We start from the raw sequence: 17091 nt of genomic DNA, 5'->3' as shown, positions 1-17091 counted from the left end.
GCACGGGCACGGATGATCAGGCCATGCGTGCGTAGTACTCCACCACGAGCTGCTCCTCGCAGGTCACGGGGACCTCGGAGCGCTCGGGTTTGCGGGAGAGCGTGGCCTGCAGCCGGTCGATCGTCACGTCCAGGTACGGCGGGGTGTCCGGCAGGACATCCTGGTTCGCACCGGTCGCGGCGATCTGGAACGGCACCATCTTCTCGGAGCGCGGGTGCACGTGGATCATCTGACCCGGGCGCACGCGGAACGAGGGACGGTCCACGCGCTGGCCGTCCACCATGATGTGGCGGTGGACCACGGCCTGGCGCGCCGCCGCCATGGTGCGCACGAATCCGGCGCGCAGCACGAGGGCGTCCAGGCGGGTCTCGAGCAGGGCGATGAGGTTCTCACCGGTCTGGCCCTCCACGCGCTTGGCCTCGACGTACGCGCGGTGCATCTGCTTCTCGCGGATGTTGTACTGCGCGCGCAGCCGCTGCTTCTCGGTCAGGCGCACCTTGTAGTCGGAGTCCTGCTTGCGGCGGGCACGGCCGTGCTCACCGGGGGCGTACGGGCGACGCTCGAAGTACTTCTCGGCCTTCGGCGTCAGCGCGATGCCGAGGGCACGGGACTTGCGCACCTGACGGCGCGCACGTGAGCTGTTGTTCTGGGACAAGAGTTGCCTTTCCTGCGGTTCGACGGCGTACGGGCAGGGCCCGCGTTCCGTTCTGGGTGGTACTGGCCTCCGGCGCGGGGAAATCGGTTCCCGCGGGAGAGGTGCGGATCAGCCGCAATCCGACGGACCTAGCGTCCTCGGTGCCGTGCGCTGCCGTGGAACACCACGGGGCACGACGGCACGAGGACGTGCCAGCCAGCGATCAACTATAGCCGATTCAGTCCACGTCCTCGTTCACCCAGTCCAATGACTTGGTCACGGCCTTGCCCCAGTTGCGGAACAGCCTGTCCTGCTGCTCGCGCTCACCCTGGGGGTCCCAGCGCTTGTCCTCGGCCCAGTTCTGGGTGATCTCGTCCAGGTCCGACCAGAAGCCCACCGCGAGACCGGCGGCGTACGCGGCACCGAGCGCGGTGGTCTCGGTGATCTTCGGCCGGATCACGGGCACGCCCAGCTGGTCCGCCTGGAACTGCATGAGCAGCTCGTTGGCGGTCATCCCGCCGTCCACGCGCAGCTCCACCAGGTCCTGCTGGGAGTCGTTGTTCATGGCCTCCACGACCTCGCGGGACTGGTAGGCGGTGGCCTCCAGCACGGCGCGCGCGATGTGCTCCTTGCGCACGTAGCGCGTGAGTCCTACAAGGGCACCGCGCGCGTCGGGGCGCCAGTGCGGGGCGAACAGGCCGGAGAAGGCCGGCACGAAGTACGCGCCGCCGTTGTCTTCCACGGCGCGTGCGAGCGGCTCGATCTCCTTGGCGTCCTGGATGAGCCCGAGGTTGTCGCGGACCCACTGGACCAGCGAACCCGTGACGGCGATGGAGCCCTCCAGGGCGTAGACGGGCTTCTCGCCCTCGATCTGGTAGCAGACCGTGGTGATGAGTCCGTGCTCGGAGCGCACCGGGGTCTCCCCCACGTTCATCAGCAGGAAGCTGCCGGTGCCGTACGTGTTCTTGCCCATGCCGGGTGTGAAGCACGTCTGCCCGAACATCGCCGCCTGCTGGTCGCCGAGGATGCCGGCGATCGGAACCTGCTTGAGGAAGCCCCGGGACCGGCCCTTGCCGTACACCTCGGAGCTGCAGCGGATCTCGGGGAGCATGGACATGGGGATCCCCATGACCTGGCACAGCTCCTCGTTCCAGTCCAGGGTGTCGATGTTCATGAGCAGTGTGCGGGACGCGTTGGTCACGTCCGTGACGTGCACGCCGTCGTTCGTGCCACCCGTGAGGTTCCACACGACCCAGCTGTCGGTGGTGCCGAACAGCAGGTCACCGGCCTCCGCACGCTCGCGGGCGCCCTCCACATTGTCCAGGATCCACCTGACCTTGGGGCCCGCGAAGTAGCTGGCCAGGGGCAGTCCGGTGAGCTGACGGAACCGCTCCTCACCGCCGTCCTTCGCGAACTCGTCCACGATGTCCTGGGTGCGGGTGTCCTGCCACACGATGGCGTTGTAGACCGGCTCGCCCGTGTTCTTGTCCCACACCACGGTGGTCTCGCGCTGGTTGGTGATGCCCACGGCCGCGAGGTCCTCACGGGTGAGCTCGTTCTCGGCCAGCGCGTCGGCCACGCAGCGGCGGGTGTTGCGCCAGATCTCCAGGGCGTCGTGCTCCACCCACCCGGCGCGCGGGAAGATCTGCTCGTGCTCGTACTGACCCACGCTCACGATGCTGCCCGAGTGGTCGAAGACGATCGCGCGGGTGCTCGTGGTGCCCTGGTCGATGGCCATCACGTACTGGGGTTCGGTCATGGTGACTCCTTCGTCGAATGAGAGTGTGCGGCGGTCGCGCGTGGTCAGCCGATCATGTGCGCGGCCACACCGGCCAGCGCGCCGCCCACGAGCGGGCCGAGCACGGGGACCCAGCTGTAGGACCAGTTGCTGCTCAGCTTGTTCGGGATGGGCAGCAGGGAGTGGACGATGCGCGGGCTGAGGTCACGGGCCGGGTTGATCGCGTACCCGGTGGGACCGCCGAGGCTCATGCCGATCGCCACCACGAGCACCGCGACCGCGAGCGGGCCGAGTTCACTCGGGGTCTGGCCGAAGACCAGGATCACGTAGACGAGCACGAAGGTGGCGATGACCTCGGTGAGGAAGTTCCAGCCCGTGCTGCGGATCTCGGGTCCGGTGGAGAACACGTCGATGGTGGGCACGCCGTCGCGCCCGGCGGCGTCGAAGTGCTTCTTGTACGCGAGCCAGCACACCAGTGCGCCCACGAGACCACCCACGAACTGGGCGACCAGGTAGACGACGGTGCTCCCCGGGGTGATGGCCACCCCGGGTGCGTACTCGGACTGCTGCCCGGCGAGCATGCCCACCGTCACCGCGGGGTTCAGGTGCGCACCAGAGGCGTGCGCCACGTACACAGCGGCGAACACGGCGAAGCCCCAGCCGAAGCTGATGAGCAGCCAATCCGCCCCGTTGCCCTTGGTACGTGGCAGCACCACGTTGGCCACCACGCCGCAGCCCAGCAGCACGAGCACGGCCGTGCCGAAGGCCTCCGACATGAACACGGTGGACAACGCCACCTCGGTTACTCCATTCACTGCACCCTCCAGTGGGTGTTCGGGGGCCCGGAGTGGTTCCGGGCCCGGGATCTGGTGTCAGCCCCGCTTCGGGTAGGGGTTGCCCGCGCCGTCACGCAGCCGCTGAGCCGCCTCCTCGTCGTTCTCCTCGAGTGCGGCGTGCTCGGCACGGCGCATCTGCTCGTAGAGGTCCACCTGACGGGAGCGCTCGGACTCGTCCCAGCCGAGCACGTCGCCCATGATGCGGGCGATCTCCGGGGCGGCCGCGGAGCCGCCGTCGCGCTGCTCGTAGTTCAGGTGCGTCCGGCGGCACATCACGTCCTCGAGGTCCAGGGCACCCTCGTGGGTCACGGCGCGCTGGATCTCGATCTTGAGGTACTGCTCGGCGCCCGGCACGGGCTCCCCGAGCTCCGGGTGGTCGGTGATCGTGTCGATCATCTCGAGCGTCTCGTCGCCGAAGCGGTTGAGCAACCGTTCGACGACGACGCGCTCCATACCGGAGCGTTCGGCCAGGTGCTCGGACTGGTTCATCAGACCGGACCAGCCCTGGGCGCCCAGCAGCGCCACGTGCTCGGTGATGGACGGGTTCGCCTTGGCGGCCTGCTTGCCGAGGGCGGCGTCCACGGCGTCCTTGCCCATCACACGGTAGGTGGTGAGCTTGCCGCCGGCGATCGTGAAGAGACCGGGGGCGGCCTCCACCACGGAGTGCTCGCGGGAGATCTTGGTGGAGGGCGTGGCCTCGCCCTTGGTGCCCGGCTGCACGAGCGGACGCAGACCGGCCCACGTGCCGATGACGTCGTCCATGGTCAGCGGGTCCCGCAGGATCTTGTTCGCGTGCTCCAGCACGTACTCGGCGTCCTCTCGCGTGGTCGTGGGGGTCGCGAGGTCCCGCTCGTACGGGGTGTCGGTGGTGCCGATCACCCAGTAGTTGTCCCACGGGATGATGAACAGCACGGACTTCTCGGTCTGCAGGATGATGCCGGTGGATCCGTCCAGGCGCTCCTTGGGGACCACCACGTGGATGCCCTTGGAGGCCAGCACCTTCAGGCCGGTCTCGGACTCCGCGAGGTCCTGGACGGGTTCGGTCCACACGCCCGCGGCGGAGATCACGGCCTTGGCGCGCACCTCGCGGGTCTCACCCGTGGTGAGGTCCTCGATGTGGGCGCCGACCACACGGCCGGAGTCGTCGCGGATCAGGTTGCGGGCTGCCGCGCGGTTGGCGGCGAGCGCTCCGTAGCGCTGCGCGGTGCGCACGAGGTCGAGGGTCAGGCGGGCGTCGTCCACGCGGCCGTCCCAGTAGACGATGGCGCCCACGGCGGCGTCGTCGCGCATGCCCGGGAAGGTCTTGCGCACCCCGGTGGCACTGAGGTGGCGCTGGATGGGCAGGGACTCCGCCTTGGCGCCCACGTGGGCCAGGGTGTCGTACATGCCGATGCCCGTGGCCACGAACGGGCGCTCCCAGCCCTTGTGGGTCAGGGGGTACATGAACTGGATGGGCTTGACCAGGTGCGGGGCCAGCCGGTGCATGAGCAGGTCGCGTTCCTTCAGCGCCTCCGCGACGAGCGCGAAGTTCAGCTGCAGCAGGTAGCGCAGTCCGCCGTGGACGAGCTTGGAGGAGCGCGAGGAGGTGCCCTGGGCCCAGTCCTGGGCGTCGATGATGGCGGTCGAGAGACCGCGAGTGGCGGCGTCGAGCGCGATCCCGGCGCCCGTGATGCCCCCGCCGATGACCAGGACGTCCACGGGGTGGTCCGCCATGGCGCGGAGGTCGTTGCTGCGCTGCTGTGCGTTCAAAGAGGTCAGAGGCACTGTTGCCGCTCCTGTCTACCGATGGGTAGCCGATGATTTTTCGGGTGGATCATACGATAGTCCTCGCGCGTGAACGGGAGAACCAACCTGGGGGTGGGCCATGGCGTGCTCCAGGACACCCTACCGGGTGTTGCGGGTCACTCGTCACGACCGCTCCCATGGCCCGGGCCCCGCACCATCTCCCGCAGGATCTCCACCCTGCGGGAGACCTGCTTCTCGTGCCCGTACGGGGTGGGTTCGTAGTAGTCCCGGCCCACGAGCTCGTCCGGCGGGTACTGCTGGGCGGCCACGGCGTTGGGGGCGTCGTGGGCGTAGACGTAGCCCCTGCCGTGGCCCAGCTGTCCCGCGCCGGGGTAGTGGGCGTCGCGCAGGTGCGGGGGCACGGGGCCCGCGCGGCCGGCCCGCACGTCCGCGATCGCCGCGTCCACGGCCAGGTACGCGGCATTGGACTTGGGCGCCGTGGCCAGGTGCGCGACCGCCTGGGCCAGGGGGAGCCGACCCTCGGGCATCCCGATCAGCTGCACGGCCTGCGCGGCGGCCACCGCGCTCTGCAGCGCGGTGGGGTCCGCCATGCCGATGTCCTCGGACGCGGAGATGACCAGCCGCCGGGCGATGAACCGCGGGTCCTCCCCCGCCTCGATCATGCGCGCGAGGTAGTGCATGGCGGCGTCCACGTCCGAGCCGCGGATGGACTTGATGAACGCGCTCACCACGTCGTAGTGCTGGTCCCCCTGCTTGTCGTAGCGCACGGCCGCGCGGTTCACCGCCTCCTCCGCGTGCTCCAGGGTCACCGTGACCGTCCCCGGGTCCTGCGCCCGCGGCCGGGCCGCGCCCGCCTCGGGGGCCCCGGCGGTGCCGGACGAGGGCTCGGCGGTCCCGCCCGGTGCCCCGCCGGCGTCACCCGGTGCCTCCGGCTCCCCCGTGGGGGACGCCGCCGCGGGGCCCTGCCCGCCGGCGTCGTCCGCCGCGTGGGACAGCGCCACCCCGGCCGCCGCCTCAAGGGAGGTGAGGGCCTTGCGGGCGTCTCCCCCGGCCACGTCCAGCAGGTGCTCGCGCGCCTCGGGCGCCAGGACGACGGCGCCGGCCAGGCCGCGCGGGTCCGTCACCGCGCGGTCCAGCAGCTCCGCGATGTCGTGGCGCGTGAGCGGCTGCAGGGTGAGCATCAGGGAGCGTGAGAGCAGCGGGGAGATCACGGAGAAGGACGGGTTCTCCGTGGTGGCCGCCACGAGGACCACCCACCCGTTCTCCACACCCGGCAGCAGCGCGTCCTGCTGGGCCTTGGTGAAGCGGTGGATCTCGTCCAGGAACAGCACCGTGGTGCGTCCGTGCAGGTCCCGCGCGGTGAGCGCCTCGTCCATGACCCGCCGGACGTCCTTCACACCGGCCGTGACCGCGGAGAGCTCCACGAAGCTGGTGCCGTGCCCGCGGGCGATCACCTGGGCGATCGTGGTCTTGCCCGTTCCGGGTGGACCCCACAGGATCACCGAGGACGGCGCGGCCGGGCCCGGGCGCCCGTTCACCAGTGCGCGCAGCGGTGAGCCCGTGCGCAGCAGGTGCTTCTGGCCCACCACCTCGTCCAGGGTGCGCGGGCGCATGCGCACCGCGAGCGGGGCACGCGAGCGACCCCGCCGCACGGCCGCGTTCGGACCGGGGCCGTCCTGCGGTGCACGGGCGGCGCGCGAGTCCTGCGGATCCGGGATGTCGAACAGGGAGTCACTCACGCCTCGACCCTACGTCCCCCGCCGGACACGCACAGCGCGCCGCACGTGAGGCGCGCGGCGCCCACGCACGGTTCGCGGCGCGGTGCCGTCAGCCCCGGCGGGGTCGTTCCAGCTCGTCGCTGTCCACGATCACGGTCAGGGGTCCGTCGTTGACCAGGGACACCTCCATGTGGGCCCCGAACTCACCCGTCTCCACGGTCACGCCGCGGTCCCGGACCGCCCGCACGAACGCCTCGAACAGCGGTTCGCTCACCTCCCCGGGCGCCGCGTGGGACCACGACGGCCGGCGGCCCCTGCGCACGTCCCCGTAGAGGGTGAACTGGCTGACCACCAGCATGGGCGCGGGCCGGTCCGCGCACGAGGTCTCCCCCGGCAGGATCCGCAGCCCGGCCACCTTCTCCGCGAGCTTCACCGCGGTCTCCGGGGTGTCCGTGTGGGTGACCCCCACCAGGGCCAGCAGACCCGGCCCGTCGATCTCCCCGACGGTCCGGTCCGCCACGGTCACCGCAGCCCGGGACACCACTTGCAGCACGATTCTCATGCGCCCAGTCCACCACACCCCCGGCCCCACGGTCCGCGGCAGCCCATCCGGCGACGACGGCGCCGCACGGGCAGCGGGCCGGGCGCACGGACCCACCGGACCCACCAGTGAGACCATCGCGGCACCGCCGCACGACGCCGCGTGGTGCCCCCGCACGCCAGGTCCCCGCGCGCCGCGTCAGCGCGCGGGCTCGTCCTCCATGAACCGGTGCTTCCCCGTCAGGACGATGCCCACGCTCAGGACCGCGAGCATGGCCCACAGGTAGCCGAACGAGGCCCACCAGCCGCCCGTGACCCCGAGGAGCAGGCCGAACGCGAGCGGGCCCACGCACCCCGCGAGGTAGCCGAGCCCCTGCCCGAAGCCGGACAGCGCACCCGCTCCGGCGGTCGTGCGGGTCCGCGCGTTGATGAGCGTGATGGACAGCGGGAAGGACGCCTGTGCCAGCGCGCACACCGTGATCCACGCCCACACCAGGGGCAGCTGCCCCCACTGCGCGTGCGGCCAGGAGAGCAGCGCGAAGTACCCCACCGCGTAGAGCACCACCGTGCTCAGCCCCAGGACCAGCGAGCTGCCGAACCGGCGGACCAGGAACGGCACCGCGAAGCTCACCGGCACCCCCAGGATGGCGTAGTAGGACAGCATGAGTCCCGCCGTGTGCTCCGAGAACCCGGTGTCCGTGAGGTACCGGGGCAGCCACAGGAACATCGAGAACGTGTTCGCGGAAGTTCCCGTGAACATCAGCACCACGCCCCACCCGATGCGGGTGCGCCACGGGGGCACGGGTGAGGTGGTGAGCTGCGGAACGGGCGGGGGCTGCCCGGTGCCGTGCGGCGCGGCGGGGCCGCGGCGGCGTCGTGCTCCCGCCCAGAGCCCGAGCCACGGCACCAGTGCGAGCACCGAGAACACCGCCCAGGAGCCCACGGAGACCCGCCAGCCGCCGAGGTCCGCGAGCAGGACGGCGAAGAACGGGGCCGTGGCGGTGGACAGGCCCAGCAGCATGGAGTACACCGCGGACAGCGCGGCGATGCGGTCGGGGAAGTACTTCTTGATCACGGGCGGCAGCACCACGTTGCCCACGCCGAGACCGCACATGGCCACGAACGTGAGGACCACGAACGAGGTGGTGCCGCCCGTGAGGGCCCGGGCCAGCGACCCCAGGGCCGTGACCGCGCACGAGCTCGCCAGCAGGGCCTCGAGGCTCACCCGGCGCATCACCAGTGTGGTGAGCAGTCCCATCAGCGCGAAGCCGAGCGAGGGCATCATCGCGAGCACACCGGCCGTGGCGGAGCTCAGGTGCAGCTCCTGGGTGATCCGCCCGAGGACGGGTGAGACCCCGGAGACACCGAGACGCAGGGAGAACGCCGTCACCACGACGCCGGCCAGGGCCACGAGGCCCCGGCCGGTGTGTCCGTGCGACGAGCGCGCGGCTAGCGTGACGGTGCGTTCGAGGCCGTGGGACCGGCCTCCGGCGCCTCGGAACCGTGCTCGGGAGCGGTCCGGGCCGCGGGCTTCGCGTCCACTCCGGCCTCCTTGCGCTGCTGCGCCGTGATGGGTGCGGGTGCGGCGGTCAGGGGGTCGTAGCCGTTGCCGGTCTTGGGGAACGCGATGACGTCGCGGATGGACTCGGTGCCCGCGAGCAGGGCGACCACCCGGTCCCAGCCGAAGGCGATGCCGCCGTGCGGGGGTGCGCCGAACTGGAAGGCGTCCAGCAGGAAGCCGAACTTCTCCCGGGCCTCCTCCTCGCTCAGCCCCATGACGCGGAACACGCGGTCCTGCACGTCCCGGCGGTGGATGCGGATGGAGCCGCCGCCGATCTCGTTGCCGTTGCACACGATGTCGTAGGCGTACGCGAGCGCGGACCCCGGATCGGTGTCGAAGGTGTCCATGAACTCGGGCTTCGGCGAGGTGAACGCGTGGTGCACCGCGGTCCAGGCACCGGAGCCCACGGCCACGTCACCGGACTCCACGGCGTCGCTGGCGGGTTCGAACAGGGGCGCATCCACGACCCACACGAAGGCCCAGTCGTTCTCGTCGATCAGACCCACGCGGTGGCCGATCTCCACACGGGCGGCACCCAGCAGCGCGCGGGAGGTCTTCACTGCACCGGCCGCGAAGAACACGCAGTCGCCGGGCTTGGCACCCACGGCCTCGGCCAGTCCGGCCTTCTCCGCCTCGGAGATGTTCTTGGCCACGGGCCCGGCGATCTCGCCGTCCTCCTTGAACAGCACGTACGCGAGGCCCTTGGCGCCGCGCTGCTTGGCCCACTCCTGCCAGGCGTCCAGCTGGCGTCGGGGCTGGGACGCGCCGCCCGGCATGACGACGGCACCCACGTACGGGGCCTGGAACACCCGGAACGGGGTGTCCTTGAAGTACTCGGTGAGCTCCGTGAGCTTGAGGTCGAAGCGCAGGTCCGGCTTGTCGGAGCCGTAGTCCGCCATGGCCTGGGCGTAGGTCATGCGCGGGATGGGGGTGGTGATGTCCACGCCGATCAGCGCCCAGAGGGCCTTCACGATCTGCTCGCCCAGGGCGATGACGTCGTCCTCCTCCACGAAGGAGGCCTCCACGTCCAGCTGGGTGAACTCGGGCTGGCGGTCCGCGCGGAAGTCCTCGTCCCGGTAGCAGCGCGCGATCTGGAAGTACTTCTCGATCCCGCCCACTTGCAGCAGCTGCTTGAACAGCTGCGGGGACTGCGGCAGCGCGTACCAGGATCCCGGGGCCAGGCGCGCGGGCACCAGGAAGTCACGGGCGCCCTCCGGCGTGGAGCGGGTCAGGGTGGGGGTCTCCACCTCGGTGAAGCCCTGCTCGTGCAGCAGGTTCCGGGCCACGCGGTTGACCTCGGAGCGCAGCCGCATGATGCGGGCGGGCTCGGGGCGGCGCAGGTCCAGGTAGCGGTACCGCAGGCGGGCCTCCTCACCCACCTCCACGTGCTCGTCGATCTGGAACGGCAGGGGCGCGGCGGTGTTGAGCACGGTGAGCTCGTCCACCATGACCTCCACCTCGCCGGAGGGCAGGTTGGGGTTCTCGTTGCCCTCGGGGCGCCGCTCCACGGTGCCGGTCACCCGCAGGACGTACTCGTTGCGCAGCTGGTGGAACTGCTCCTCGTCGCGCACCACCACCTGCGCCACGCCGGAGGCGTCGCGCAGGTCCACGAACGCCACGCCGCCGTGGTCGCGGCGGCGGGCCACCCAGCCGGCCAGCGTGACGGTCTGTCCAATGTTCTCGGCGCTCAGCGGGCCAAGTTCATGCGTTCGCAACAAGTGCATTCACCTTTTCGTTGGGTTGTGGTCGGGGACCGGGCCCCGGGAAGTCCCTCGTCACCCCGGTCCGCGGCGGGGCGGGGTGTGCTGTGCCGGGCGGACGACGCCGCTCGCCCGGGTTCGCGTCTCCGGCGAGTCTACAAGCGCGTCGGGAGCGCCCGCTGGCCGCGTCCGGGCTCAGCCCCGGGTCTGCTCCGGGGTCAGCACCGTGGGGTGCAGGTCCTCGACGGGCGGCTGCCAGGAGCCGGGATCCGCGGCCACCTGCTCGCCCGAGCGGATGTCCTTGACCTCGTGGCGCACGGTGCCGTCCTCGGCCACCGAGGAGAACCACACGAAGGGGATGCCACGGCGCTCGGCGTAGCGGATCTGCTTGCCGAACTTCTGGGCGCTCGCGGCCACCTCCGTGGCGATCCCCCGGGCGCGCAGCGCGGCGGCGACGTCCTGCGCGGCGGACCACGAGGCGTCGTCGTTCAGGGCCACGAGCACCGCGGAGGGTACCGCGCGGGACGCCGTGGCCATGGACTGGGACAGGATGCGGGTGACCAGGCGCGTGACGCCGACGGACAGGCCCACGCCCGGGAAGTTCTTCCTGCCCGTGCTCGCGAGGGACTCGTAGCGCCCGCCCGAGCACACGGAGCCGAGCTGCTCGTGGCCCACCAGGACGGTCTCGTACACGGTGCCCGTGTAGTAGTCCAGGCCGCGCGCGATGGACAGGTCCGCCACGACCTTCCCGGGGGCGCGGCGTGCGGCCTCCCCCACGACTTCCGCGAGCTCCGCAAGGCCCTCCTCGAGCAGCTCGTTGGACTGGCCCAGCTCACGCACGCGCTCCACGAAGGACGTGTCCTCGGTGCGGATCGCCGCGAGCGCGAGCGCGGCCCGGGCCTGCTCCGGGGTGGCGCCCACGTGCTCCTGGAGGTTGCGGGACACGGCGTCCGCGCCGATCTTCTCCAGCTTGTCGATCTCGCGCAGCACGGCGGGGGCGTCCGTGAGGCCCACGGCGCGGTAGAAGCCCTCGGCGAGCTTGCGGTTGTTCACGCGCAGCACGAACGGCGGGATGGGCAGCCGGGACAGCGCGTCCACGATGACGAGCGCCAGTTCCACATCGTAGCGGAACGGCAGCATGCCGTCCCCCACCACGTCGATGTCCGCCTGGGTGAACTCGCGGGCGCGGCCCTCCTGGGGGCGCTCGCCGCGCCACACCTTCTGGATCTGGTAGCGGCGGAACGGGAACGTGAGGTGCCCGCTGTTCTCCACCACGTAGCGGGCGAACGGCACGGTGAGGTCGAAGTGCAGGGCCAGGGCCCCCTCGGGGCTGGTCTCGTCCGCGTCCTGGTGCAGGCGGGAGACCCCGTAGACCTCCTTGTCGATCTCGCCCTTGCGCAGCAGCTGCTCCACGGTCTCCACCGCGCGCGTCTCGATCGAGGAGAAGCCGTGCAGCTCGAAGGTGCGCCGGAGGGAGTCCATGACGTGCTGCTCCACGATCCGTTCCTCCGGGAGCCATTCGGGGAAACCGGACAGTGACGTGGTGCGGGCCATGGATGGAACTCCTCGGGTGCTGGGATGGTGGCGGCGCACGGGCCCCGCCCGTGTTCGCGCTCAGCGGCGCGGCGGCGACCGCCGGGGTGGCGTCTGCTGCCATTCTAGGGCGCGCGGATCGCTAGGATGGCCGTGTCCACCCATGGAGCCCCCACCCGGTGACGAGTGCCACAGCCACCGGGTGAGGCAGTGCAGAGAGAGTTGTAGCGGTGACAGAACGTCCTGAATCCGACGACCGCCGTCCCGTCCCGGGACCGGCCACACCCCACGCGCCGGAGGAGCGCACCCCCGAGGTCCCCACCCCTGACACACCGGTGGACGATGCACCGGCCCCCGCGACCCCCGCGTCCGGGGAGCATGCGCCCGCCGCCGAGGCCGCGTCCTCCCCCGCGGGTGCGCCCGCCGCCACCCCCGCACCGGGACCGTCGGCACCGAAGCCGGGTGCGCCGTCGTCGTCCAAGTCCCCTGCCCCGGCCGCGCCCGCCAAGGCACCCGCGCCCGCTCCGGCGGAGACCGCCCACGCGGTGCTCGCACCGGCCGAGTCCGTGGCCCGCGCGAAGAAGTTCGGGCGCGCGGACGAGAACGGCACCGTGTACGTCACCGTGCGGGACACCGAGCACGAGTGCGGCCAGTTCCCGGACGCCACCCCGGACGAGGCGCTGGCCTACTTCGCGCGCAAGTTCGACGACGCCGAGGCCCAGGTGGCGCTGCTGGAGCAGCGCATCGCCGCGAAGGCCCCGGCCGGGGAGATGCGCAAGACCGTGACGCACGTGCGCGAGCAGGTGGACGCGCACGCCATGGTGGGTGATCTCGTGGACCTCTCCACGCGCCTGGACACCCTCGAGGACGCCATCCGGATGGCGCTCGAGCGCGAGCGCGAGGAGTCCAGGAAGCACAAGGCCGAGCAGCTCGCGCACCGCACGGCGATCGTGGCGGCGGCGGAGGAGGTGGCCGGCCAGGACCCGGAGAAGACGCAGTGGAAGCACTCGTCCGCGCGCATGGCCGAGCTGTTCTCGCAGTGGCAGGAGCACCAGAAGTCGGGCGGGCGGCTGTCCAAGGCGGACGAGGACGCCCTGTGGAAGCGCTTCCGCAAGGCGCGCACCACGTTCGACCGGCACCGCAAGGCGTTCTTCTCGTCCCTGGACGAGACCAACGCGAAGGCCAAGCGCGTCAAGGAGGGGCTGATCGCGGAGGCCGAGGCGCTGTCCTCCTCCACGGACTGGGGTGAGACCGCCGGGAAGTACCGCGAGCTCATGGACCGCTGGAAGCAGTCCCCGCGGGCGTCCCGCAAGGAGGACGACGCCCTGTGGGCCCGGTTCCGCGCCGCCCAGGACGTGTTCTTCGACGCCCGCAAGGCGGCGAACGAGCAGATCGACAAGGAGTTCGAGGGCAACCTGAAGGTCAAGGAGCAGCTGCTCGCCGAGGCGAAGAAGATCCTCCCCGTGAAGAACCTCGAGACCGCCAAGAAGCAGCTCGCCTCGATCCAGCAGCGCTGGGAGGACGCGGGCAAGGTCCCGCGCGCCCACATGCGCCGCGTGGAGAACGAGCTGCGCTCCGTGGAGGACGCGGTCAAGGAGGCCGAGGACGACACGTGGCGCCGCACGGACCCCGAGACGAAGGCGCGCTCCAACTCCATGCTGTCCCAGCTGGAGAGCAAGATCGCCGACCAGCGCGCCGCGATCGAGACCGCCCGGGCTTCGGGCAACGAGAAGAAGGCCGTGTCCCTGGAGAAGGACCTCGCCACGAGCGAGCAGTGGCTCGCCACGCTGCAGGCCACCGCCTCCGAGCTGAGCTGATCCCCGCCCGGGCCCGTCCGCGCTGCGGGCCCGGAGCACGCGCCCCCGTTCCGGTTCCGGTGCGGGGGCGCTGCTCGTGCGTTCTCCACAGGTCGTGTCCGGCACTGCCGTCACCGGGGCCACCGGGGTGTGATGGGGCCATGAGTTCCCTCGTCACCCCCGCGCGTCCCGCTGCCGGCCCCCGGTACGACGGCGGGTTCTCCGTGTTCCTGCCCGGTCACCCGTTCAGCCGCGCGGAGCTGCATGCCATGACGGTGGACGGCGTGCTGCGCCGGGAGCTGCTGGAGGCCCACGTCCACGCCTGGCAGCCCGCCACGGAGGCCCTGCGTGTGGCCGTGCTGAGCCGGGTGATCCCGGGGCACCTGCAGCGGCGCGGGGTGATCGGTCGGATGGGCGCCGCGTGGTTCTACCGGTGCGCGCCCGAGCCCTTCCCCGTTCCGGTGCTCGTGGACAAGGGCGCGCGCACCACCGCATCCGTCCCCCTGGGGATCGTGCTGCACCAGACGAGCTTCGCGCCCCGGGACCTCGTCGTGCACCAGGGCATCACGCTCACCACGCCGCGGCGCACCGCCCTGGACCTCGCGCTGCACGTCCCGGGCCCGGCCGGGGACGCCGCCCTGCTGGCGCTGCTGAGTGCCACCCGTCCGGGGTGCCGTCCGCAGGACGTGGTCCGCGACCTCGAGACCATGCCCAAGACCCCCGGGCGCCGCGCGGCGCTGGGGCGGGTGCGCAAGATCGCGCGGGCCGTCTCCACTACCGCACCGGGGGCGGGCTAGGAACGGTCCGGGCGGCCGCCCCCTACGAGGCCACCGGCTGGTGGCCGGAGACGCGGTACACGTCGTACACGCCGTCGATGCGGCGCACCTGGTTCAGCACGTGGTCCAGGTAGCGGGTGTCCCCCATCTCGAAGGAGAAACGGGAGATCGCCAGGCGCGCCCGGGACGTATGCACCTGCGCGGAGAGGATGTTCACGTGGTTCTCGGACAGCACCCGGGTGACGTCGTAGAGCAGGGACTTGCGGTCCAGGGCCTCCACCTGGATCTCCACGCGGAAGAGGGAGGACTGCGTGGGTGCCCAGGACACGTCCTTGACCCGGTCGTCGCCCTCGGGGATCACCCGCATGTTGGCGCAGTCCGCCCGGTGCACGGAGATCCCGGAGCCGCGGGTCACGAATCCCACGATCTCGTCCGGGGGCACCGGGGTGCAGCAGCGGGCGATCTTCACGTAGACGTCCGCGGCACCCTGGACGAGCACCCCGGAGTCGGACACCCCGCTGCGCGCCGGCCTGGTGACCCGGGTGACCTCGGCGAAGTCCTCCTCGGTGCCCTCGGCGCCGCCCAGGTGCTCGAGCAGCTTCTCGACCACCTGGTGCGCGCTGACCGCGTCCGAGCCGAGCGCCTCGTAGAGCGCGGCCACGTCCCCCCGGTTGAAGTCCTGCGCCACCGCGAGCAGGGACTCGCTCGTGACCGTGCGCTGCAGGGGCAGGTGGTGCTTGCGCAGCGCCTTGGTGAGCAGCTCCTTGCCGCGCTCGATCGCCTCCTCGCGGCGCTCCTTGGAGAACCACTGCCGGATCTTGGTCCGCGCCCGCGGCGAGCCCACGAACTTGAGCCAGTCCTGGGACGGTGCGGCCTGTTCGGACTTCGAGGTCAGGATCTCCACCCGGTCCCCGTGCTGCAGCGGGGAGGACAGCGGGGCCAGCTTGCCGTTGACGCGCGCACCGATCGTGCGGTTGCCCACCTCGGTGTGCACGGCGTAGGCGAAGTCCACCGGTGTGGAGCCGGTGGGCAGGGCCATGACCTCGCCCTTGGGCGTGAACACGTACACCTCGGCGGTGTTGATCTGGTACCGCAGCGAGTCCAGGAAGTCCGAGGAGTCCTTGGCCTCCTCCTGCCAGGACACCAGGGAGCTGAGCCAGTTCAGCTCCCCCTCCTTGGCCTTGGGCGTGGCGGAGTTCGCCTGGTTGACCTTGTCCTTGTACTTCCAGTGGGCGGCCACGCCGTACTCCGCGCGGCGGTGCATCTCGTGCGTGCGGATCTGGATCTCCACCGGGCGCCCGTTCGGTCCGATCACCGTGGTGTGCAGCGACTGGTACATGTTGAACTTGGGCATGGCGATGTAGTCCTTGAACCGCCCCGGCAGCGGGCGCCACTTGGCATGCAGCACGCCGAGGGCGGCGTAGCACTCGCGCACCGAGTTCACGAGCACACGGGCCGCCTGCAGGTCGTGGATCTCGTCGAAGTCCTTCCCGCGCACGATCATCTTCTGGTAGATCGAGTAGTAGTGCTTGGGGCGTCCCGTGATCGTGGCCTCGATCCCGGAGGCGTCCAGCGCGTCCGCGATCTGGCCACGGATCTCCACGAGGTGGCGTTCGCGCTCGGGGGTGCGCTCCCCCACCATGCGCACGATCTCCTCGTACACCTTGGGGTACAGCGCCGCGAAGGAGAGGTCCTCGAGCTCCCACTTGATGGTGTTCATGCCCAGGCGGTGGGCCAGGGGCGCGAAGATCTCCAGGGTCTCCCGTGCCTTGCGCCCGGAGGACTCCGAGGACACGAATCGCCACGTCCGGGCGTTGTGCAGCCGGTCCGCGAGCTTGATCACCAGCACGCGGATGTCCTTGGCCATCGCCACGATCATCTTGCGCACGGTCTCCGCCTGCGCGTTCTCCCCGTACTGGATCTTGTCCAGCTTGGTCACGCCGTCCACGAGCGCGGCCACTTCCTCCCCGAACTCCGCCCGCAGCTCGTCCAGCGTGTAGGACGTGTCCTCCACGGTGTCGTGCAGCAGCCCGGCCACGAGCGTGGCCCCGGTCATCCCGAGCTCGGCGAGGATCGTGGTCACGGCCACGGGGTGGGTGATGTAGGGGTCCCCGGACTTGCGCTTCTGCCCCTCGTGGTGGGTGTCCGCCACCGCGAAGGCCCGCTCCAGGACGGTGAGGTCCTCCTCGGGGTGCGTGTTCTGCACGGTGCGCAGCAGCGGCACGAGCACCGGGGAGCTCGGCACGGACTCGCCGCTCAGCAGGGACAGCGTGGAGCGGGTGCGCTCGCTGCGGCCGGGGAACACCGCGCGCCCGAACACCGGACGGGACGCGGGCAGGACGTAGTGGGTGCCTCCCCCGGACCCCCGCGCCACGGCCGCGCGCGGCGCGCTCCCGCCGGAGGCGGCGGACGCCGCCGCGGGGACTCGCATGGCCCCAGCGGGTTCCTGCCCGGAGCCGTCCCCCTCCGACGGCGCGCGGGAAGGACGGGGCGAATCCTCGGGGGAACGGGCA

12 protein-coding genes are annotated in these 17091 nt (G+C 71.3%); 2 read left to right on the top strand and 10 right to left on the bottom strand.

Annotation, left to right across the window (positions count from 1 at the left end):
- Positions 1 to 16: 16 nt before the first annotated feature.
- From rpsD to hisS, 9 genes are all read right to left on the bottom strand, one after another.
- A complete protein-coding gene (gene rpsD, locus C1C97_RS01310) occupies positions 17 to 655 on the bottom strand; it encodes a 30S ribosomal protein S4 (RefSeq protein WP_110919832.1) in 639 nt (212 codons plus the stop codon).
- Positions 656 to 872: 217 nt separating this feature from the next.
- Positions 873 to 2393 (bottom strand): glycerol kinase GlpK, encoded by a 1521-nt coding sequence (gene glpK, locus C1C97_RS01305; protein WP_110919831.1) that lies wholly within the window; start codon positions 2391 to 2393, stop codon positions 873 to 875.
- Positions 2394 to 2437: 44 nt separating this feature from the next.
- Complete coding sequence (locus C1C97_RS01300) at positions 2438 to 3169, bottom strand: MIP/aquaporin family protein (protein WP_199712146.1); 732 nt, start codon at positions 3167 to 3169, stop codon at positions 2438 to 2440.
- 75 nt (positions 3170 to 3244) lie between these two features.
- Positions 3245 to 4972, bottom strand: a complete 1728-nt coding sequence (locus tag C1C97_RS01295; RefSeq protein WP_121029772.1) for a glycerol-3-phosphate dehydrogenase/oxidase — start codon at positions 4970 to 4972, stop codon at positions 3245 to 3247.
- A 137-nt stretch (positions 4973 to 5109) separates the two neighbouring features.
- Positions 5110 to 6693: a replication-associated recombination protein A gene (locus tag C1C97_RS01290; protein WP_233542651.1), complete on the bottom strand. Its 1584-nt coding sequence runs from the start codon at positions 6691 to 6693 to the stop codon at positions 5110 to 5112.
- An 88-nt stretch (positions 6694 to 6781) separates the two neighbouring features.
- Positions 6782 to 7234: a D-aminoacyl-tRNA deacylase gene (gene dtd, locus C1C97_RS01285; protein WP_121029771.1), complete on the bottom strand. Its 453-nt coding sequence runs from the start codon at positions 7232 to 7234 to the stop codon at positions 6782 to 6784.
- Positions 7235 to 7411: 177 nt separating this feature from the next.
- Positions 7412 to 8623: an MFS transporter gene (locus C1C97_RS01280; protein ID WP_121029770.1), complete on the bottom strand. Its 1212-nt coding sequence runs from the start codon at positions 8621 to 8623 to the stop codon at positions 7412 to 7414.
- Between the two features lie 38 nt (positions 8624 to 8661).
- Positions 8662 to 10497 carry an aspartate--tRNA ligase gene (gene aspS / locus C1C97_RS01275; protein ID WP_233542650.1) on the bottom strand — a complete coding sequence of 612 codons (1836 nt, stop codon included), beginning with the start codon at positions 10495 to 10497 and terminating at the stop codon, positions 8662 to 8664.
- Between the two features lie 171 nt (positions 10498 to 10668).
- The gene (hisS, locus tag C1C97_RS01270; protein ID WP_121029769.1) at positions 10669 to 12027 is read right to left on the bottom strand and encodes a histidine--tRNA ligase; all 1359 of its coding nucleotides are present in this window, start codon (positions 12025 to 12027) and stop codon (positions 10669 to 10671) included.
- A 209-nt stretch (positions 12028 to 12236) separates the two neighbouring features.
- On the opposite strand from hisS, the gene C1C97_RS01260 reads away from it, so the two are divergent.
- Together C1C97_RS01260 and C1C97_RS01255 are read left to right on the top strand one after the other, a co-directional pair.
- Entirely contained in the window at positions 12237 to 13823 is a 1587-nt protein-coding gene (locus tag C1C97_RS01260; protein ID WP_233542649.1) for a DUF349 domain-containing protein, read from the top strand.
- Between the two features lie 140 nt (positions 13824 to 13963).
- On the top strand, positions 13964 to 14599 hold the full coding sequence (locus C1C97_RS01255; protein ID WP_121029767.1) for a type IV toxin-antitoxin system AbiEi family antitoxin: 636 nt from the start codon (positions 13964 to 13966) through the stop codon (positions 14597 to 14599).
- A gap of 22 nt (positions 14600 to 14621) precedes the next feature.
- Here the strand turns inward: C1C97_RS01255 and C1C97_RS01250 are convergent, their stop codons facing one another.
- Positions 14622 to 17009 (bottom strand): RelA/SpoT family protein, encoded by a 2388-nt coding sequence (locus C1C97_RS01250; protein WP_407657253.1) that lies wholly within the window; start codon positions 17007 to 17009, stop codon positions 14622 to 14624.
- Positions 17010 to 17091 lie beyond the last annotated feature (82 nt).

It is taken from the genome of Kocuria tytonis (genome assembly GCF_003226895.2).
GTDB classification, from domain to species: domain Bacteria; phylum Actinomycetota; class Actinomycetes; order Actinomycetales; family Micrococcaceae; genus Kocuria; species Kocuria tytonis.
This window is presented reverse-complemented; position numbering and strand designations above follow the sequence as displayed.